Origin of the sequence: Solihabitans fulvus (assembly GCF_008386585.1) — a bacterium.
Lineage (GTDB): Bacteria > Actinomycetota > Actinomycetes > Mycobacteriales > Pseudonocardiaceae > Solihabitans > Solihabitans fulvus.
Window position 1 is genome coordinate 1 of record NZ_VUOB01000129.1, and the last position, 19,562, is coordinate 19,562.

General features: G+C 72.0%; 17 protein-coding genes. 5 read left to right on the top strand and 12 right to left on the bottom strand.

What is annotated here, in order from left to right; genetic code table 11:
• Positions 1–12 precede the first annotated feature (12 nt).
• From F0L68_RS40510 to F0L68_RS40535, 6 genes are all read right to left on the bottom strand, one after another.
• Positions 13–297 (bottom strand): LLM class flavin-dependent oxidoreductase, encoded by a 285-nt coding sequence (locus tag F0L68_RS40510; RefSeq protein ID WP_223199584.1) that lies wholly within the window; start codon positions 295–297, stop codon positions 13–15.
• Between the two features lie 112 nt (positions 298–409).
• Positions 410–1,537, bottom strand: a complete 1,128-nt coding sequence (locus tag F0L68_RS40515; protein ID WP_149855231.1) for a nucleotide disphospho-sugar-binding domain-containing protein — start codon at positions 1,535–1,537, stop codon at positions 410–412.
• Positions 1,538–1,553: 16 nt separating this feature from the next.
• Positions 1,554–2,903: an ATP-grasp domain-containing protein gene (locus F0L68_RS40520; protein WP_149855232.1), complete on the bottom strand. Its 1,350-nt coding sequence runs from the start codon at positions 2,901–2,903 to the stop codon at positions 1,554–1,556.
• Complete coding sequence (locus F0L68_RS40525; RefSeq protein WP_223199585.1) at positions 2,900–4,126, bottom strand: MFS transporter; 1,227 nt, start codon at positions 4,124–4,126, stop codon at positions 2,900–2,902. Before F0L68_RS40525 ends, F0L68_RS40520 begins: the two co-directional genes overlap by 4 nt.
• Entirely contained in the window at positions 4,123–6,138 is a 2,016-nt protein-coding gene (locus F0L68_RS40530; RefSeq protein WP_223199586.1) for a PEP/pyruvate-binding domain-containing protein, read from the bottom strand. The genes F0L68_RS40525 and F0L68_RS40530 overlap by 4 nt, the downstream gene beginning before the upstream one ends.
• A 138-nt stretch (positions 6,139–6,276) precedes the next feature.
• Positions 6,277–7,119 carry a patatin-like phospholipase family protein gene (locus F0L68_RS40535; RefSeq protein ID WP_149855234.1) on the bottom strand — a complete coding sequence of 281 codons (843 nt, stop codon included), beginning with the start codon at positions 7,117–7,119 and terminating at the stop codon, positions 6,277–6,279.
• A gap of 71 nt (positions 7,120–7,190) precedes the next feature.
• Here F0L68_RS40535 and F0L68_RS40540 point away from each other — a divergent pair, with 71 nt between their 5' ends.
• A complete protein-coding gene (locus tag F0L68_RS40540) occupies positions 7,191–7,772 on the top strand; it encodes a TetR/AcrR family transcriptional regulator (RefSeq protein WP_149855235.1) in 582 nt (193 codons plus the stop codon).
• Positions 7,773–7,838: 66 nt separating this feature from the next.
• Here F0L68_RS40540 and F0L68_RS44720 read toward each other — a convergent pair whose 3' ends face one another.
• Entirely contained in the window at positions 7,839–9,524 is a 1,686-nt protein-coding gene (locus tag F0L68_RS44720) for a tetratricopeptide repeat protein (protein ID WP_149855236.1), read from the bottom strand.
• Between the two features lie 44 nt (positions 9,525–9,568).
• Positions 9,569–12,349 (bottom strand): tetratricopeptide repeat protein, encoded by a 2,781-nt coding sequence (locus F0L68_RS44725; protein WP_149855237.1) that lies wholly within the window; start codon positions 12,347–12,349, stop codon positions 9,569–9,571.
• A 137-nt stretch (positions 12,350–12,486) separates the two neighbouring features.
• Between F0L68_RS44725 and F0L68_RS40555 the strand changes: the two genes are divergently transcribed.
• Both F0L68_RS40555 and F0L68_RS40560 read left to right on the top strand, forming a co-directional pair.
• Complete coding sequence (locus F0L68_RS40555) at positions 12,487–13,167, top strand: hypothetical protein (protein ID WP_149855238.1); 681 nt, start codon at positions 12,487–12,489, stop codon at positions 13,165–13,167.
• Positions 13,168–13,264: 97 nt separating this feature from the next.
• Positions 13,265–14,317, top strand: a complete 1,053-nt coding sequence (locus tag F0L68_RS40560) for a GDSL-type esterase/lipase family protein (protein WP_149855239.1) — start codon at positions 13,265–13,267, stop codon at positions 14,315–14,317.
• Between the two features lie 484 nt (positions 14,318–14,801).
• Here the strand turns inward: F0L68_RS40560 and F0L68_RS40565 are convergent, their stop codons facing one another.
• Entirely contained in the window at positions 14,802–15,419 is a 618-nt protein-coding gene (locus F0L68_RS40565; RefSeq protein WP_188317111.1) for a flavin reductase family protein, read from the bottom strand.
• Between the two features lie 66 nt (positions 15,420–15,485).
• On the opposite strand from F0L68_RS40565, the gene F0L68_RS40570 reads away from it, so the two are divergent.
• Together F0L68_RS40570 and F0L68_RS40575 are read left to right on the top strand one after the other, a co-directional pair.
• A complete protein-coding gene (locus F0L68_RS40570) occupies positions 15,486–16,181 on the top strand; it encodes an ArsR/SmtB family transcription factor (protein WP_149855241.1) in 696 nt (231 codons plus the stop codon).
• 69 nt (positions 16,182–16,250) lie between these two features.
• Positions 16,251–17,603 carry a TrpB-like pyridoxal phosphate-dependent enzyme gene (locus F0L68_RS40575; RefSeq protein ID WP_149855242.1) on the top strand — a complete coding sequence of 451 codons (1,353 nt, stop codon included), beginning with the start codon at positions 16,251–16,253 and terminating at the stop codon, positions 17,601–17,603.
• Between the two features lie 43 nt (positions 17,604–17,646).
• On the opposite strand, the gene F0L68_RS40580 is transcribed toward F0L68_RS40575, so the two are convergent.
• The 3 genes from F0L68_RS40580 to F0L68_RS40590 all read right to left on the bottom strand — a co-directional run.
• Positions 17,647–17,910, bottom strand: a complete 264-nt coding sequence (locus F0L68_RS40580; RefSeq protein ID WP_149855243.1) for a Rossmann-fold NAD(P)-binding domain-containing protein — start codon at positions 17,908–17,910, stop codon at positions 17,647–17,649.
• A gap of 145 nt (positions 17,911–18,055) precedes the next feature.
• On the bottom strand, positions 18,056–18,655 hold the full coding sequence (locus F0L68_RS40585; RefSeq protein ID WP_149855244.1) for a TetR/AcrR family transcriptional regulator: 600 nt from the start codon (positions 18,653–18,655) through the stop codon (positions 18,056–18,058).
• A 152-nt stretch (positions 18,656–18,807) separates the two neighbouring features.
• On the bottom strand, positions 18,808–19,562 hold a 755-nt coding region (locus tag F0L68_RS40590), incomplete at its 5' end, for an RNA-guided endonuclease InsQ/TnpB family protein (protein WP_149855245.1).

The window sequence follows — 19,562 nt, forward strand, 5'->3', positions numbered from 1 at the left end:
GTGGACTCACCTTCACTCACACTTCAGGTAACGGTTTCGCTGCGGCAGGATGACGATGCCGGTGCCGAGTTCGAGCCGCTCAGTGACGGCCGCGACGTAGGCGAGGTGCACGAGCGGGTCGAGGATCGGGTCGGTCGCCTCCATCGGCGAGTCCGGCGTGCGCGGGCTGGGCAGCACCACGTGGTCGCCAGCCCACCACGAGCGGTAGCCCAGTTCCTCGGCCAGCCTGGCCAGCCGAGCCGTCTGGGCCGGGCCGAGCGTCGCCTTCGCGTTGAGCCCGTTGACACCCAACTCCACCTGCGGCCTCCTCCGTCGGTCGCGGCGGCCCGGTTCGCCTCCGCGCGTATCAGCGATCCTTGCCCGCCGGGACGGCGCTGTCCAAGATCCGCGCCGACCGCCGGCGGTCGTCTCAACGGGCGAGAGCGACCAGGTCCGGCAGCAGCGAGGACGGGTGCGGCATCGCGGCGATCTCCGCGCGGACCTCGCGCGCGGCCCCGGCGACGTCCTCGTCGGTGAGCAGCCTGGTCAGCAGCGCCGCGTCGATGTCCTCGGCCGTGGCGGCCAGTCCCGCGCCGCGCTCACCGACGGCGGCCGCGCTGATGAAACGGTCGGAGCCGTCGGGCAGCAGCAGCTGAGGGATGCCGCGTGCCAGCGCGCCGAAGGTGGTGCCGCAGCCGCCGTGGTGGATCGCGGCGGCGCAGGTGCCCAGCAGCGCGTCCCAGGGCAGCCAGCCGTGCGCGTGAACGTTCGGCGGCAGCGCGCCGAGCGAGCTGATGTCGAGGTCTCCCATGGCCAACACGAACTCCGCGTCGAGGTCCGCCGCGGCCGCCACCACGCGCCCCAGCCGCGTCAGGCCGTCCAGCCTTGGCGCGACGGTGCCGAGCGTGACGGCCACCCTCGGCCGGTCGGGTGGGTGGGCCAGGGCGGCGGGCAGGGGGTCGTCGCCGTTGTAGGGCACGGGCCGCACCGACCAGCCGTAGCGGTGCCCGCCGGTCATGCTCGGCGGCGCGATGTCGATGGTCGGCACGTCGTCGTGCGGGGCGCGCACGCCGTGCCGCGCGAACGCGTCGGCCAGCTCCGCGAGCATCAGCTCGCGCAGCCTCGGGGTGCGCACGAAGCCGAGGTCGTGTTGCACCGCCGGCACGCCGAGGGCGGTGGCGGCCAGCAGCGCGGCAGGGAACTGGTATTCGTAGACCACCAGGTCCGGCCGCCACGCGGCGGCCACCGCGACGGTCGCGTCGGCGACCGCGGCGCTGACCTGGGCGGCGATCGGCATGACGGCCTCGCGGTCCGCCGAGTTGCTGGCCAGCACGCGGGCCATCAGCTCGGGCCGCCGCGCGCCGGCCGCCCGGACCTCGTCGCGCCAGGCGACGCCCGGCGCGACGGCCAGGTACGGCAGTCCGGCGCGGCGGATCACCTCGCCGCCGTCCATGGCGGCCACGGCGACCTCGTGGCCGTGGCTGGCCAGCGCCCTGGCGAGCGGGACCATCGGGAACAGGTGGCCGACCGCTGGCACACCGGCGAACAGCACACGCATCGAAGCCGACCTTCCGTCAATCAGTGGGGAGCGCGGACTCAAGCCCGTCGAGCACGGCGTTGCAGTCGCGCAGCAGGGTGTCCGGGTCGACGGCGGTGATCAGGTAGACGCCGAGCCAGTTCGCGGCGCCGCCTGCCGGGTCGAACGCCGGCACGGGCCGGCCCGGCGGTGTCGCGGCGGACCGAACGGGTTCGATGGTGCTGCCCGGCGACAGCATCGCCGCCCAGTCCACGGCGTCCGGCGCCCAGATCGGCCTGCTGCGCCACGGGTTTCCGGCCGCGTCGGCCGGGGTCAGCACCAGCGACGCGGCGGCTCGGCAGCCGTCGACGAGCATCGCGGGCGGGTAGTCGACGCGGTGGCCGAGCAGTTCCCGCACCAGCAGCTCGATCGGGTCGAGGCCGAAGACCTCCTCGATCTCCCTGGTGATCAGCACGCCGCCGAACCGCGCGGCCGTCTCGATGACGACGATCCGGCCGTCGGCGCACAGCTTCAGCTCGGTGTGCGTGCCGCAGGTGCGCAGCCCCAGCGCGTCGACGGCCCGACGCGCCACGTCCTCGACGCGGCGTTGCAGGTCCACCGGCACGACGCAGGGCGCGGTGCTGCCGACCTCGTTGAACGGCGGGATCGGCGGCAGCCGCGCGGTCACGCCCAGCGCATGGTGCACGCCGTCGGCGACGATGCCCTCGACGCTCACGTAGTCGGCGTAGCCCGGCCGGTCGTACCAGCCCTCGGTCGAGCCGCGCACGATCTCCTCGACCAGCAGCGTGCGGTCCGCGCCGGGCTCGTACAGCTCGGTCATCCCGATCTCGCCGCCCCGGTCCAGCGCGGCGTCGATCGCCGACCACACCGGGTCGACGTCGGCGTCGGACCGCAGCACGGCCTGTCCGATGGAACCCGCGCCCCAGGCCGGTTTGAGCAGCACCGGCAGGTGCAGGTCCGCGACGGCGGCACGCAGGTCGGCCCTGCCGTCCACGCGGCGGAACCCGGGCACCGGCACGCCTGCGGCGGCCCACGCCTCGCGCATGAGGCGTTTGTCCCGCGCCAGCACCACGTTGGGGCCAGCGCCGCGCAGACCGAGCTTGTCGGCGGCGCGCGCCACGGCCAGCACCGCGAACTCCGACAGCGTGAGCACCGCGTCGGCGCCGAAGGTGTCGGCGTGCGCGACGACGGCCTGCACGAGCGCGTCGCCGTGCGGTGTCTCGGGCAGCACCGTGACGCTCGCGCAGGAGTCGCGCCACTGCTCGGCGGCCGCGGTCGGCAGGGGCGTCAGGGCGAGCACGTGCAGTTCGCCCAGCGCCGCGATCCTGGGGAACGCGTGTTCCAGCGGCGCGCCGCCCCTGGCGTAGACGTACAGAATCCTTGTCACCGTGCGATTTCCTCCAGAACGGTCGCCCGGCGGCGGCGCGCGAGGCGAAGCAGGACGGCGAGCACGGCCATGGCCGCGGCCGTGACGACGGCGAGGTGCACCAGGAACGCGTTCATCGCTCCCCTGGCCAGGTAGTCGCCGAGCAGGAGCACGACCAGGGCGCAGACCAACCGGTCCACCAGCGACTCCACCGACAGCAGCGTCGCCCGGTGGGCGGCGTGCGAGATGGCGCTGTTGACCAGGGTGCGCTGCACGGGAAACGCCATGCCCGAGGCGAACGCGAACACGCACAGCGCGAGGACCGTGCCGGCCAGCCCGGCCGGCACCACCAGCGCGAGGCTGGCCGCCATGACCACGGTGAGCGCCAGGACGGCGCGCAGGTCGCCGATCCTGCGCGCCAGCGACGAGCGGGCGGCGCCGGCGACCTCGACGAGCGTGGTGGCCGCCATCAGCACGCCGTATCCCGCCAGCGGCAGGTGTTTCGCGGCCAGGATCGGCTGGTAGAGGTTGGCCTGGCAGATCCGCACGAGGGTGAAGATCCCGACGCCCTGGACCATCAGCAGCACCAGCGTCGGCGAGGCGCGCAGCTGTCGCCACGCGCCGGCCAGGGCCGCCGACAGCGGCGGGGTCCCGCCCGTTCTCGCGTCCGGGTCGGCAGGCAGGGCGGGCAGCCGCAGCGCGACCAGGACGCCGATCGCGCAACAGGCCGCGGACAGCAGGTAGGGCGCCGGCCGGTGCCACTGCATCAGCAGCCCGGCCACCGGCAGGCACACCACCCGGCCGACCAGCGTGTAGGCGCGCGCGGATCCCTCGGCCCGCTGGTAGGCCTCGACGCGGCCCGAGCGCCGCAGCGACTCGTACAGGTAGGCGCTGCCCGCCCCGGACACCAGGGAGTAGGCCAGCGCGATGAGCAGGAAATGGGTGAGGAACCCGCCGTAGGACGGCCACCACACCGGGATCAGGTTGGCCAGCAACAGCAGCGCGCCGCCGCCGAGCAGGAAGCGCGGGTAGTCGAAGCGGTCGGCCAGCGCCCCGGTCGGGATGTCCAGCAGGCAGAACGCGAGGTAGTAGATGCCCTGGATGCGGAAGATCTGCTCGTCGGACAGGCCGGCGTCGCGTTGGTAGACGTAGAAGATCGGCAGCCACCACAGCAGCCCGGTGCACAGCTGGAACGCGTTGTACAGTCGGACGACCCGCGTGCCGTCCACTGTGGACGGTGTCACTCGGGCATCCGGTACGGGCGGAGCTGGAGCAGCTGGAACCGGTCGCCGTCCAGGACCCATTCGATGTCCACGGGTGTCGCGTAGGTGTAGTCGGGCGAGAAGTGCGACTGGAGCAGGCGGCCGATCAGCGCGAGGCGGCCCAGCCGCTCCTTCGTGGCGGCGTCCACGTCGGTCTCCTCGGCCCCGAGCGACAGGGTCCGGCCGCCGCCCTCCACGGTGTTGTAGAGGTGTTGCAGCGGCGCGTGTCCGCCCTCGACGACCTCGGTGACCGAGCGCGCCGACATGTTGACGTAGACGTTGCGGAAGTCCTTGCGGTTCAACGGATTGCACGTCACCAGGACGCCGCCGACGGAAGCCGGCACCTGTTCCTGCACGATCACGCCCATGTAGCTGTCCGCGAGCGGGATGCCGGCCTGCTGGCGCAGCAGCACGCTGCGGGTGGACAGCATCGACGCCCACACCTCGCGGACGGCGTCGACGACGGTGTCCGCCGTGCCGACGTGCCGCAGGGACTCGTAGACGCCGGCGGCGGAGAACCCGGCCAGGTCCTCGGCGTTGGAGGAGCTGCGCACCACGAAGCGGCCGACGCCGGACAGGTGCGTCACGATCGCGTCGTCGATCATCCTGCGCATGTCCTCGGGCAGCCGGGTCGTGGTGATCAGCCGCTGGAGGTCCCGACACAGCGGGTCGACCTCGACGGCGCCGATCTCCAGCGCCATCTTGAGCCGGCCGATGGCCTGCTGGATGGCGGGCGAGGACTCCAGGAAGCGTTGCTGTAGCGAGAAGGGCAGCGCGATGCCGCGCGGCACGGCGGTGTGCTCGGCCAGCAGCCGCGCGGCCGCGGCGGACAGCGCGTCGGTGTCGGCAGGATCAGCGACCCCGAGCTGGGTGGCGAGGTAGCCGAGCAGGTTGTCTCTCGGCGGTCTCGGCACGCGGTAGAAGCCGAGCCACCGCGAGGAGCCGTGCGCGAGCACGTGGCACAGCTCGCCGAGGTTGGCCGCCTTGGTGCCGAAGCGGTAGTGGGCGTCGCCGCGCAGGTCCGACAGCGCGACGATCGGCGTGGCGGCGACCTCGGGCGGTGCCAGCGTGACCGGCTCCTCGGCCCACGGCGGCCGCACGTCAAGGTCCGTTGGTGTGGCGGCGGGCTCCAGGTGGACGTCCGCGCCGCTCGCCTCGACGCGGTAGTCCACCCAGGAGCCGTCCAGGCGCGAGGTGGCCGGCCGGTCGAGGATGCCAAGGCGCACGGCGTTGGGGATGCCCCAGCCGGTGGCGAGGATGTTGGTGTGCGACAGGGGTGTGGTGTGCTCGGCGTTGATGATGCCGGACAGTCGCGGGATGTCGTCTGGCACGCGCGGCATGACGATGATGTCGTGCCAGCGCACCGGGTTCGCGGTGTCGCGGTACTCCCGTTCGGATCGGAAGACCCGCAGCCGGCCGCGCGTCGCGCCGGGGTTGAGCGGCACGAAGGAGGCCGAGGAGAACAGTTCGTGCGCGAGCAGGCGGGGCAGTTCGGCCGGCGGGATGTCCGCGATTTGCTGTTCCTGGAGGTGGTTCGCCGGCTTGAGGACGAGCGGCACCGAGGCGTCGACGTGGTCGCGGACGTAGCCGTAGAAGTACCGCAGCAGGTCCGCGTCCATGGTGTCGGCCTCGACGGTCTCCAGCGAGAGCACGTCGCCGTCGGCGGTGCCGTGCAGGGCGAGCAGCCCGAGGTAGAAGCGGCGGTCGGGCCGGTGCAGGACGTCGTGGTTGAACGCGTCGATGTCGCGCATCAGCTCGGTCGTCGGCACACCGAGGATCTCCTCCGCGATGTACCGCACGTGCAGGGGATTGTCGGCGCTGTCGATGAAGTGAATCGTCGGACCGTCGCGGTCGACGACCAGCTTGACGTAGGGATACCCGCCGAGGGTACCGGCCAGTTGCCGGAACCGTGTCAGGTCAAGCAGTTCGCCCACGACGGCGGCAGGTCGGATGTCCCGGTCGGCCACCTCGACGTGGTCCCTGTCGTCTCGCACCGTTCAACTTTTCAACACCTGGCGTTCTTGATCAAGACGAAATGGATCTTCATCACATACCGGCTATTACGGCACTGATACTCGGCACCGTCGACTAGGACACCAACGCCGACCGAACAGTCTCGCATCCCGGACCGCTCATCCCCACACCTCCGCGATCCGCTCGGCCACGGTCGCGGCCTGCGCGCGGCCTTCCCTCGCCGCAGCCGGTCCCCGCGCCGGATCGCCGAGCTCGTTGACCGAGCGGCCCAGCGCGCGCCGCGCGGCCCGGCCCGGCGCGACCAGGACCACCTCGGCGGCGTGCCGCAGGGCGTCGACCTCGGCGGCGACGCCGGAGACCGGGCCCCATCCCTGGACGATCGGCGCGAGCACCACGACCCTCCGGTGTCCCGCAACGACATCCGCGTTGGCGGCCGATCTCACCCCGGCGTCGATGTAGCGCCGGCCGCCGATCGTGACGGGCGACCGGAGACCGGGCACCGCGGTGCTGGCGGCCACCGCGTCGACCAGGTCGACCCTGCGGTCGGCGTCGAACAGCGCGAGGTCGCCCGTGTCGGCGTCGACGGCGGTGATCAGCAGGTGCCGCCGGGGCCAGTGCCGGATGCCGCCAAGCCGCCCGGCGACCTCGGCACGTCGCTCCGCCGCCTCGCCCGCGTTCGTGGCCAACGCCAGCGCGCCCACCCGAGCACGGAACCGCCGAGGATCACGGTGTCGCAACAGCGTCAGCCCCCAGCGCAGCGCGAATCCGGCCGGCAGCGGCGGGCCGGTCGCGTCGTCCGGCGTCAGCTCCCCCGCGTAGTGGCGCTCAAGGTCGGCGCCGTCGGTGAGCAGCACACCGGCCATCGCACCGGCCGACGTGCCCACGATCAGATCCGCGTCGGCCAACCCCACCCCGGCCTCGGCCAGGCCGGCCAGAACCCCTATTTCCCAGGCGAAACCGGTACGTCCGCCGCCACCGAGCACCAGCGCGCGCTCCCCCATGATCGACCCCCTTCACACTGTTCCAATACGTCTGTATCGTACTGAACAACGGAGATCGACAGGGAGAAAACGTGTCACGACAGGAAGATCAGGCGATGCGCCGCCGACAGATCGCGGAGGCGATGTGGCGGGTGACGGTGGCCAGGAGCCTGGAGGGCACGAGCATGCGGCACGTCGCCGCCGAGGCCGGCGTGTCCGTCGGCATGATGCAGCACTACTTCCGCACCAAGGACGAGATGCTGCTGTTCGCGCTGGACAGCATGACCGAGCAGGTGAGCCGACGCATCGGCGAGCGGTTCGCCGAGCTGGCCGACCCGGACGACCCGAAGCACCAGGTCCGAGCCGCGCTGGTCGAGACGCTGCCGCTGGACGAGGAGCGCCGACTGGAGGCCTTCGTCGGCTGCGCCTTCCTGACCAGAGCCGCCGTGGACACCAGGTTCGCCGACTACCTCCGCGACGGCCACCGCCAGGGACACGCCTACCTCGTCGAGCAGATCAACCGAGGAGGCCGACCCTGCGACGCCGCCGAGGAGGCCCACGTGCTGCTCGCCCTGGTCAACGGGTTCACCCTCGGCGTCCTGGCCGGCCAGTGCACCGCGCAACAGGCGCTGGCCGCCGTGGAAGCCAGACTGGACGCCCTGTTCGGCCCTTGACAACCGGCCGAAGCGCACCAGGCGAGTGACTCCGGCCGCTCGGCACCATCGCGGCGGCCAGAGGGCCTAAGGCTTGCCCTTGGACATCGACTCCGCCACCCCGCGCACCGCATCCAGCTTGTCCCGCGCGGTCGGATCCAAGGTCAGCAGCACATAGAGCAAGGCCCAGACCAGGCTGACCACCTTCGCCCAGCCGTAGACGCCGGAATCCAGCCGCAGCAACGGTTGCAGCGCCAGCACGCCGCCGATCGGCAACGCCGCACCCAGCACGGTCCTGGCGGCGAGCCTGCCGCGCTCGGCCCAGCGTGCCCTGCGCGAGGGCGGCGGCGCCCACTTCAACGCGCCAAAGTCGCCAGCGACCAACGCGGTCAACTCGTGCCGCAGCGCGGCAGTCAACTGCGTCCACCCCTCGGCGCTGGACGCGCCGATGAGCCGCTTCAGCTCGCGGACCGCCGTCGCGGCCCCGGCCGCCCGTTCCACGACCCAGGCATCGGTGGTCGGATCGCGGAACGGGTACACCCGGCACAGCCGCCGCTCCATCATCGCCGCCGCGTCCTCCAGCGCCCACACCCACCAGGACCGCTCGGCGAGGTCGTTCCTGTTGCGCTCCTTGGACATCCCGGCCAGCACCTCCAACAGGTTGTCCACGATCGCCGCGCGGGGCCGGTCCTCCTTGATCCGCGCGACGCCCCGATAGGTCAGATAGCGGGTCAGCCCGTTGGCGGCGAGCGACATCGCCGCCAACACCGCCGACAGCACGGCGACCAGGCCGACGGTGCCCGGCGACCACGGCGACACCGGCGGCGTCCGGAACAGCAGCCAGCCGCCACCGCCCGCCACCGCCAACCAGCCGAGCACCCCGACCACCAGCCGCGCGCCCGACGATCGCAGGCGCGACAGGGCACTCGCACCCAACGACGCGATGGAGACCGCGACCACCACGACCGTCCCTCCGAACACCAGCCGCCCCAGCAACAACGGACCCGGCCCGGCCAACGGCCGGTCGACGATCAACACCAACAACGCCGCCACCGCTGCCACCCACCACGCTCCCTGCCTGACCGCCGTGCGCACCGACCACGACCAGTCGGTCCGCGCGCTCCACCTGAGCAGGTACTCGTCCAACTCCACGCACATCACCGCCAGCGCGTCCGCCGACACCCCGGCAAGGCCGTCCAGCCCATCGCTGCTTCGGGACCACCGCAGCCAGTTGGTCCTGCTCTCGTTGTCCCTCCGCAGCACGCGCCGGCGCAGGGCCGCCACCGGGCCGCCGCTGCGCAGCCAGGACCGCAACCACACCGACCGCGCCGCCAGGTCCAGCCCCCTGCCCGGCCCGAACGCGGCGGTCGCCACCGCGTGCCAACCCATGTCCGCGTACAGCTCGCCGAACGCCGTTCGGACGCCGTCGGCGCGCCGCGCCGCCTCCGGCAGCCCGTCCCACAGGGCCATCGCCTCGCGGTAGCGCCGCTCCCCGCGCAGCCGGTCCACCCGCGCCGCGATGACCCCAGGATCGTCCGGGTCCAGCGCGGACGCCTCGGCCAGCAACGCCCTCGACTCGTCCTCGAAGCCATCCCGCCACTCGACGGCCGCCAGCTTCAGCAGCAGCCGCACGTCCGGTCCGGTCGCCGCGAGCCCGTCGCGCAGCACCTGCCTGGCACCCGACCGATCGCCCTCGTCCCAACGCGCATCGGCCAGTTCGAGCACGGACTCGACACCCCGCGCCGCCCCGTCCCCCTCGGCCACCATCGTCATGCCTGCATGATGCCGTTCCGGCCCCTGGCGCACGGACGATTCGCTCAGCCGTCCACCACGACCCACAGCATCCTGGGCAGCCCCGCGCACGGCGGCGGTCGCCGCGCCGCCGCACGCAACGCCCGCGCCGCCGGCTCGTACAGCCGATACCCGTGCACGGCGACCAACGCGTCCATCCGGTCCGCCGCCGCGCGCACCCCGACCGGGTCCCTGCCGACCGAGGCCAGCGCGCCCCGCACGAACGCCGCCTCCAACGGCAGCACGTCACGCAGGTCCGCCGAGGCGACCCCGGCCAACGCCGCCTCGGCCCGCTCCCGGTGCCCTGACGCGAGTTCTGCCAGCGCGGTGTGCACCCCCACCATCGCCAGCAGCTCCGGGTCTCCCCCGCCCTCCTCCGCCAGGCCCCGCGCCTCCTCCAACGGTTCCCGCACCGCCGCAGTCAACCCGCCGTCGGCGACCATCCGGACCGTCGCCAACGCGTCCAACACCTCCGCATACCGCCACCGGTAGGCGGTCGGCGACAGCCGCGACAACGCCCGCAGCATCGCCTCCTCCGCCTCGGCCACCCGCCCCAGCGACAGCAGTGCCAACGCCAGGCTGCGCTCGGACACCCCCACCGCGGCCGCGTCACCGATCCGCCGGTTCACCGCGAGCGACTCCTCATACAACGGCAACGCGCCCGCCACATCGCCCTGATACCGGCACACCACGCCGAGCGAGTGCAACGCCCTGGCCATGCCGTGCGAGTCGCCGGTCGCCCGCATCAGCGCCAACGCCTCCGCGTAGGTGGTACGCGCCAACCGCAGATCGCCCGTGTCCACGTGCACGCCGCCGAGGTTGACCATCGCCCGCGCGCTCAGCGTGCGCAGCCCGGCGGCCCGCGCGCTGCCGATCGCGCGGTCGAGATGGTCCAGCGCCGCAGCCCGGTCCCCCGCCAGCCGACACGCGATGCCCATCGTCGACTCGACCCGCGACACGATCTCCGCGACCGCCCTAGCGGGCTCGGCAACCCCCGCCACCAGCTCCAACGCCCCCCGACCCACCCGCAACGCCTCGCCGTACTCCGACAGCATCAACAACGCCCGGCACTCCACCGCCGCCAACCGACCAGCCAACACCCGGTCCAGCTGCTCCCCCGCCGCGCCGACCGCCCGCACCAGCTCCAACGGCTCGGCGACCTGCCCCCGGAACATCAGGTGCTCCGCGAACGGCCACGTCACCTGGAGCCGCGCCGACCCCGGCGGCGCGGCAGCCAACGCCAGCCGATACGACGACTCCGCCTCGGCCGCCCGATCGGTCTGCGCCAACAGGTCCGCCCGCGTCACCAACAACCGCCACGCCGGCACACCCGGATCCCCCTGCGCGGCAAGGATCTCGTCCAACAACCCGACAGACAGCCCGGCCGCCCCGGCGTCGATCACCTCGCTGGTCCGTGCCACCAACACCTGGGCGGCCGCCGCGACATCGCCGGCCCGCAGGTGATGCCACGCCGCCTCGGCCGCGTCGCACGCCACCCGCTCGCACCACGCCGCCGCGATCCCGTGCAGCCGCGCCAACCGCGCCGGGTCCGTCGTCAGCTCCGCGCGCATCCTGTCCCGCACCAACGGATGCAGCGACACGGCGGCCGGCTGGTCGACCAACTGCCGCTGGTGCAGCTCGGTCATCCCCGCGAACAGGTCGTACGGCCCGTCCCCGCGCTGGATCAACTCCACCAACACCGGATCGAACAGATCCACCCTGCCCCGAAACACCGCGACCAGCCCCAACAACCGCCGCGCGGGCTCGGACAGCTCACCCACCGTCGTGTCCACCAGATACCCGACCAGTTCGAGCTGACAGTCCAATCGGTCCACGAACGCGGCCGGATCGTGCGCGCCGATCCGGATCTGCCCGAGCGCCAACCGAAGCAGCATCGGACTGCCCGCCGTCCGATCCACCAACGCACCCGCCACCGGCGCCGGCAACCCACCGAACCGCTCGATCAGCGCGAGACCCTCCGCCGGCCGCAGACCCGCCAACCGGAACCGGGCCGTCCCCGGCAACCGCAGGTCGACCCGACTGGTCAACAACAGCTCCGTCGCCGTCGTCGCCAGCAGATGACCGAGCGCGTCGAGCACGCCAGGCTCACCGGTCAACAACTGCGCGTTGTCCAAGCACACCAACACCCGCCGCGCCGCCAACGCCGCCCCCAACAGGTGCAGCCGCTCGTCCAACGGCACCGGCCGCTCCGCGCTACCCGCCACCAGCGACCCGAGACCGGCGTGACCGTGCCGCACCAGGAACACCGCCAACCGCCGCAACACCGCGTCCACCGACACCGTCACACCGCCGGTCAACGTCAACCAACACACCGGCTGCACCGCGACCCGCGCCCTGGCCAGCGACGCCACCACCGTCGTCTTCCCGACCCCGGGCAACCCGGTCACCACCACCCGCCGCTCCGCGTCCACCAGCTCGCCGAGCCCGGCCAACACCTCCGCGCGCACCACCAGGTTCTGCGGCAGCACCGGAATCTCCGCCAGGTCCAGCGCCGACCGGCCCTCCGCCGACCGCCCCCGCCGACCGCCCTGCGCCCGCTTCGCCAACTCCACCAGGCGCCGCGCCAACGCCGGCTCGCCACCCAACCGCAACGCCGGCAGGAACAACGCCACCACCGTCGTCGGATCCGGTAACCGATGGTGCTGCTCCAGCCGGGAGATCTGCGCCTCGCTGTACCCGACGGCCAACCCGAGCTCCCGCTGCGTCAAGCGGGCCCGCCGTCGGAGAAAGTGCAACAGCTCGCCGAACGTCTGGTAGTCGCCCTCACGAGTAATCGCGCTCGCCATGCGCCGATCCCCCCTGCCGGCACGAGTCCCCGCAGCAGTCTGGCAAGAAAAGTCATAACCGACAACGAATCGACCGATAGACCTTGGAGACAGCCGGGCCGGGCACGGCACTGGACTCACGAAGAAGGGACATCACCATGCGGAAGTTCGCTGTCGCGCTCGCGGTCGCCGCGAGCGCGATACTGGGTGTGCCCGTCGGCCTCCACGCCGGCGCACCCTCGTCCAGCGCCGCAGCCGCCGCCGAGGCCGTCGCGCCGGCGGCCGTGCCACCGACGACCACCACCGGCAACCCGCCGCCCGGCGGCTCCTACTGCACCCTCGCCGGCGACGGACCCAGCATCTGCGACCCCGCCTCCCTGCCGGCCTACGTCACCGACCTGCCCGACCCCTGCGCCTGCCCCTACGCCTGGCTGGCCGTCTTCGCCGGCCAACCGCCACCCGAGCAGACCCTCGCGACGTTCCGCTCCGACGAGGCCGGCGGCTTCTCCCTGCTCAGCACCGCCGCCGTCACCGCGGACCCCGGCACAGCAGGGCAACTGCGCTTCCAGGCGTTCAACACCCTCCTCGACGCCGCAAGACAACTCGGCGACACCACCCTCGGCCAACCCGTCGCCGGCTTCCTCGACCCGCAGACCAGACAGTTCACGCCCTACGGCCTCCCGTGGCGCCAGGACATCGCCAACCACGCCACCGCCGGCACCGCCCTGCTCCAGAAGTCGCTGCACGGCGGCGACCCGCAATCCCTGACACAGCAGGCCATGGCCGAGTTCGACGCCGCCTACCGGACGTTCGCCCAGCACACCGTCAGGGGCAGCTGACCGACCCAGCCGGTCGGGCGCGCCCCGCTGGGGGTGGGGCGCGCCCGACCGGCACGCCCGCCAACCACCCGCCGCACACCACGTAGACTCGACGCCGATGCCGGCATTACCACGTCGGTCACTGACCATCCTGCTGCTGGTCCCCGTGCTGGCGGTGCTGGCGATCGTCAGCGACCACCCGTTCCCAGCCCCCATCGGGCCAGGCCCCGACGCGCCACGCGCCGTCGTGGCCCTCGGCGACAGCACCATGTCCGGCGAGGGCGCCGGATCCTACGAGGCCGGCACCAACGGCGAAAACGGCGACTGGTGCCACCGGTCGACCAAGGCAGCCGTGCACGAGACCGGCCTCGGCGGCGACATCACCACCATCAACCTCGCCTGCTCCGGAGCCAAGGCAGAGAACGTCGGACTCGGCAACGCCGTCCAGAACACCGAGGGCTCCCAGGCCCGCAGGCTCGGCCAGCTCGCCGGCCACTACCGCGTGCAAGCCGTCGTCGTCGCCGTCGGAGCCAACGACGACCCACACTTCGCCGACGTCCTCAACACCTGCGTCCAGGCCTGGTTCGGCCACCGCGACGACTGCGCGGCACAACTCGCCAAGACCTGGCTCGGCCGGGTCAACACCATGGTCCCCAAGGTCGAGAAAGCACTGCGCGACATCCGCAAGGTCATGCGCGAGGCCGGCTACCTCGACTCCTCCTACACGCTGGTCGCCCAGTCCTACGCCGCCCCCGTCGGCCCCGACCTGCCGGCGAACCTCCAGAACCTCGCCGGCTGCCCGCTGCGCACCGCCGACCTGAGCTGGGTGCGCGACACAGGCGTCGAACAGCTCGCCGACGGCATCCGCACCGCGGCACGCCGCGTCAACGCCCGCTACCTCGACCTCTCCCACGCCGGCACGAAACACGAAGCCTGCGCGGGCGGCGGCAACGACCACAGCGAATGGTTCACCCGCCTCACCGTCGACTGGCAAGGCCTCGCCGACACCGCGCGGGCCGGACACTCCCTCCAGGAGTCCTTCCACCCCAACGACCGCGGCCACGCCCAGTTCGGCCGCTGCCTCGGCCTGTTCCTCAACACCACCGACCAACAGGCCAGCTGCCAGACCGACCAGAACGGCAACCTGCACCCCGTCGCCCAACGCGACTGAGCCGAACCCGGCCGTCCCGAGCGACCGAGCCGAACCGCCACCGAGCCGAACCGCCACTGAGCGGCGGGGAGACGGCGTCGAGCCCCAGGCCACCTCCCCGCCACCCGCAGTACGAGTGCGTCCGCCCAAGAGAGCCCACCGCGATGCCAACCGCGTCCCCCTCCGACGGCGTCCCCCTCCACCCCCTTCACCGGACAGCCCGACTCCAGTTCGCGGCGTTCCGATCCCGGCGGAACAGCAACAACGCGGAGTGGCACCGCCTCGGGCGAACCTCCTCGGCCGCCCGTGCGGGTCTTGGCCGGCGTGCCTGGCATCTCCACCGAACGAAACACCGGGGCGACAGCCGCTGACGCCCCTCACAGAGCTAGGGACCCGGGTTACACGGACAGATACCCGACAGACCGCAAATCCCCCGTTCGACACAGACCCGTGGGCCGTCCGCCCACTCCCACCCGACCCACCCCGACGAACCCGCACGCGACCGCTAACTCGGCACCGAGGCCGCCGTCGTCGCCCGAAACGTCCGCCCCAACTCCGCGCCGACACCCACGTAATGCCGGAACACGTACAACAACGGACGCCACCCGGCCACCCGCACATGACGCAGATCCGCCTCCGCCAACTCCTCGTGCACATGAACCCGCAGCACCGCCACCTCCACCACCCCGACGCCCTCCTCCGCCGACACCCGCGCCGACACCACCCTGCCCTCAACCTGGATCGGACACTCCGCAACCCGAGGCGCCGCAACCACCTCGCCCGCCACCGGCGTCAACCCCGCCGCCCCGAACTTGTCCCGCTCCGTCCGGAACACCCCGGCCTTGCCCGCCGGCACCGGATCCGCACCCGTCAACGGCGCCAGCCGCTCCACCTGCCGCCACAACGACTCGCTCGCGTAGTTCAACACGCAGTCCGCCCGCCGCGACAGGTTCGCGAAGGTCTGCCCCTCCGTGCCCAACCCCAGCACCGCAGTCCGGCCGACCACCCACGCCGACGACATCGGCGCCAGGTTCGCCGAACCGTCCGCGTTCACGCTCGACACCAACACCACCGGCGTCCCCGGATACACCACCGGCGGATCGATCACACACGACTCACTCATGCCGGCCAGCCTCACCCGCCGACACATCGGCCCCCACCGACACATCGCACGCCTACCATCGACGACGTGCAGACCGTCCGGCTCGCCGACATCGCCGCCGTCCTCGCCGACCCGAGCAGGGCCACCATGTGCCTCGCCCTCATCGACGGCCGCGCCTGGACCGTCGGCGAACTCGGCAGGGCCGCCGGCATCGCGCCATCCACCGCAAGCGAACACGTCGGCGTCCTCACCGACGCCGGCTTCGTCAACACCCTCAAACAGGGCCGACACCGCTACGTCCGCATCGACGACCCCCGCGTCGCCGAACTCATCGAACGCCTCGCCGAACACGCCGAACACCAACCGGCGACCGGCCTGCGCTCCTCGGTCAGGGCACGCCGCCTCGCCCTCGCCCGCACCTGCTACGACCACCTCGCCGGCGCACTCGGCGTCGCCATCCGCACCGGCCTCATCAACACCGGACTCGTCGACACCGCCTCGGGACTGGCCCTCACCGACACCGGCCACCGCACGCTCCGCGACCTCGGCATCGACCTGCCCGACACCGGACACCGCCGCCCCCTGCTGCGCGACTGCCTCGACTGGACCGAACGCCGCGAACACCTCAGCGGCGCCGTCCCCGCCGCCCTGCTCGACCACGCCGTCGACAGGGGCTGGCTCGACCGCGACCAACACCGCGCGATCCGCATCAACGACACCGCGACGGAACCGTTCGCCCGACTCGGCGTCGACCTCACCACCCTGCACCCCACCGCGCCCTGACCCCACGATCAGCCGATAGTCCCTGCCGTGGCAGCACCCCTAGGTTGACCGAAACCCAGGGAGGCCACCATGACGCGGCGCACCAAGTACCTGCTCGACGAGTCCGACCTGCCGACCCAGTGGTACAACATCGTGCCGGACCTGCCCGAACCCCCACCGCCACCGCTGCACCCCGGCACCCGCGAACCCGTCACCCCGGCCGACCTCGCCCCGCTGTTCCCCGCAGCCCTCATCGAGCAGGAGGTCAGCACCGATCGCCACATCGACATCCCCGCCGAGGTGCTGGACGTCTACCGACTGTGGCGGCCGTCCCCGCTGTACCGGGCGCACCGGCTCGAAGCGGCGCTGAACACCCCGGCTCGCATCTACTACAAGTACGAGGGCGGCAGCCCGGCCGGCTCGCACAAGCCCAACACCGCCGTGCCCCAGGCGTTCTACAACGCACAGGAGGGCATCACCAGGCTCACCACCGAGACCGGGGCCGGCCAGTGGGGCAGCGCCCTGGCGTTCGCCGGCGCCGTGTTCGGCCTTGACTGCGAGGTCTGGCAGGTGCGCGCCTCCTACGACCAGAAGCCCTACCGGCGGTTGATGATGGAGACCTACGGCGCCACCGTGCACCCCAGCCCGTCGGACCGCACCGCCGCTGGCCGCGCCGTCCTCGCCGACCACCCGGACAGCCCAGGCAGCCTCGGCATCGCCATCAGCGAGGCCGTCGAGGTCGCCGCCGCCGACCCTGGCGCCCGCTACGCGCTTGGCAGCGTCCTCAACCACGTGCTGTTGCACCAGACCGTGATCGGCGAGGAGGCGCTGCGGCAGTTCGAGCTGGCCGGCGACCGCCCGGACCTGATCATCGGCTGCACCGGCGGCGGCTCCAACTTCGCCGGCCTGACCTTCCCGTTCCTCCGCGAAAAACTCGCCGGCCGCGGCACCCCTGTGATCCGCGCGGTCGAGCCGGCCGCCTGCCCCTCGCTGACCAGGGGCGTCTACGCGTACGACTTCGGCGACACGGCGGGCCTGACGCCGCTGTTGAAGATGCACACCCTCGGCCACGACTTCATTCCCGACCCCATCCACGCCGGCGGCCTGCGCTACCACGGGATGTCGCCGCTGCTGTCGCACATCTACCATCTCGGCCTGATCGAGGCGGTGGCGATCGGGCAGTCCGAGTGCTTCGCGGCGGGCGTCCGCTTCGCTCGCACCGAGGGCATCCTGCCCGCCCCGGAGCCGACCCACGCGCTGGCCGCCTGCATCCGGGAAGCCCTGCGGTGCAAGGAAACCGGCGAGGAGAAGGTGATCCTGACGGCGCTGTGCGGGCACGCCCACCTCGACCTGCCCGCCTACGGCAGGTACCTGGCCGGCGAGGTCGTCGACCACGATCTGCCCGAGGCCGCCATCCAGGATGCTCTTGCTCGGTTGCCCTGAACATTCATTTCGTTCTACACTGAAACCATCGAGTATACCGCCACTATCGACAGAAGTTCTCGGCGTGATCGAGGACCCATTCGCGAAACGTCCTGGCCGGCGAGCCGGTGACCTCCAGCTTGATGGAGGTCACCGGAGGCGGTTGCGCGACGACCAGCTCGGCGTAGGTGTCCAGCAGAATATCCACAAAGGACAGTGGGACGCCGTCGGCGAGCAGCTCCGCCCTGCCCTCCGCCCTGGACACCTCCTGCCAGCGCAGCGGCCGGCCGATCGCCTCGCCGATGATCCGGCGCACTGGACGGCACACGGCTCAGCTACTCGGCGTAAACCATCCGGCTGCGCTGCACGCCGGGCGCGGCTGGCTCGATCGCGTCCGCGCTGGTCATCCGCACGGTCAAGCGAACCGGCGCGGTACTGCCCGGCTGACGCTCCCGGCCTTCAGACGGCGGCGTTCAGACGGCCCCGGCGCGCAGCGCGGCCAATGCGACGGCCGCCGCGCGCACGGCCGTTCCGTCGTCCACCGGCTCCCTGGTGATGAACAGCCGGTAGTACAGCGGCGCGCACAGCACCCGGATCGCCTCGACTCCGTCGACACCGGCCGGGATCTCGCCTCGGTCCACAGCGCGGGTCACCACGACGGCGGCCTGTTCCTGCCTTGCCACCAGGAACTCGTGCAGCGCGGTCGCCGCGCGCGGCGACTGGAAGGACGCCGCGATCACGGCCGCCGGGGCGGCGCGCAGTTCGGGGTCGGTGAAGCCGACGACCACCTCGCGGGCGACAGCGAGCAGGTCCTGTTCGATCGAGCCGGTATCCGGGATCGGCCAGAACGTGTCCGCGGCCAGGCTCAGCGCGTCCGCCACGAGCCCGTCCACGCTCCCCCACCTGCGGTAGACGGTGGTCTTGTGCACACCGGACCGGTCGGCCACGTTCTCCACGGTCAGGCCGGCGTAGCCGCGCGCGACGAGTTCGGCGTACGTGGCGTCGAGGACGGCTGCGCGGGTGCGCGCCGTGCGTCCGCCGGGGCGGGTGAAACCCGGCTCTGCGGCATCCACTGGAGACTCCGGTTGCGTTGAGGCGGCGTGTGATGTCGTACTGAACTTAACGCACCGGAGGTTGCATTTGTGCGCTCTATAGGGTGGCAATCTTGACTACTCCCCGTCGTGAAGGACGGGGATTCTCCCGGTCGCCCGGGAGGGTTCCTGTTTCACCGACCGCTGCCCGCTCGTGCGTGCGCACGAGCAGGTCTGACACCGTCTCCACAGGCTTGGACCGCCAGCCCGGCGGCACGAATGTTGACCGCCGCGTTCACGTCCCGGTCAAGGGTCGCGCCGCAGCCACACCTCCACGTCCGGACGCCCAACGGCATCCCGACCCGCACGACACCGCAGGCCGAACACAACTTCGAGGACGGGAACCAGCGATCGACGACGACCAGATCCCGCCCATACCAATCGGCCTTGTACTCCAGCATGGACCGCATCTCGGTCCAGGACGCGTCCGAGATGGCTCGGGCGAGCGTGTGATTGCGGACCATGTTGCGGACGGTCAGATCCTCGATCACGAGCGTTTGGTTCTCACGCACGAGTCGAGTGGTGAGCTGGTGCAGAAAATCCCTGCGCCGGTCGGCGATCCTCGCGTGGACGCGGGCGAGGATCACCCGGGCCTTGTCCCGGTTGCGGGAGCCCTTGGCCTTGCGGGACAGCGCACACTGGGCCTTGACCAAGCGCCGCCGGTCCTGGCGTTCGTGCCTAGGATTGGTGATCTTCTCCCCGGTGGACAGGGTCACCAGGCTGGTGATCCCGGCGTCGATACCCACCACTGCCGTGGCGGCGGGCATCGGAACAGGGGTGTCCTCGCACAGCATCGACACGAACCAGCGCCCAGCTGCGTCGCGGCTGACGGTCACCGTGGACGGCGCAGCCCCCTGCGGCAGAGGCCGGGACCACACGATGGCCAGCG

Coding starts and splice junctions, on each gene's coding strand:
- F0L68_RS40565 (WP_188317111.1), bottom strand. CDS start 15,419: ATGAGTGAGTCGTGTGTGATCGATCCGCCGGTGGTGTATCCGGGGACG.
- F0L68_RS44720 (WP_149855236.1), bottom strand. CDS start 9,524: ATGACGATGGTGGCCGAGGGGGACGGGGCGGCGCGGGGTGTCGAGTCC.
- F0L68_RS40515 (WP_149855231.1), bottom strand. CDS start 1,537: ATGCGTGTGCTGTTCGCCGGTGTGCCAGCGGTCGGCCACCTGTTCCCG.
- F0L68_RS44725 (WP_149855237.1), bottom strand. CDS start 12,349: ATGGCGAGCGCGATTACTCGTGAGGGCGACTACCAGACGTTCGGCGAG.
- F0L68_RS40555 (WP_149855238.1), top strand. CDS start 12,487: ATGCGGAAGTTCGCTGTCGCGCTCGCGGTCGCCGCGAGCGCGATACTG.
- F0L68_RS40560 (WP_149855239.1), top strand. CDS start 13,265: ATGCCGGCATTACCACGTCGGTCACTGACCATCCTGCTGCTGGTCCCC.
- F0L68_RS40575 (WP_149855242.1), top strand. CDS start 16,251: ATGACGCGGCGCACCAAGTACCTGCTCGACGAGTCCGACCTGCCGACC.
- F0L68_RS40535 (WP_149855234.1), bottom strand. CDS start 7,119: ATGGGGGAGCGCGCGCTGGTGCTCGGTGGCGGCGGACGTACCGGTTTC.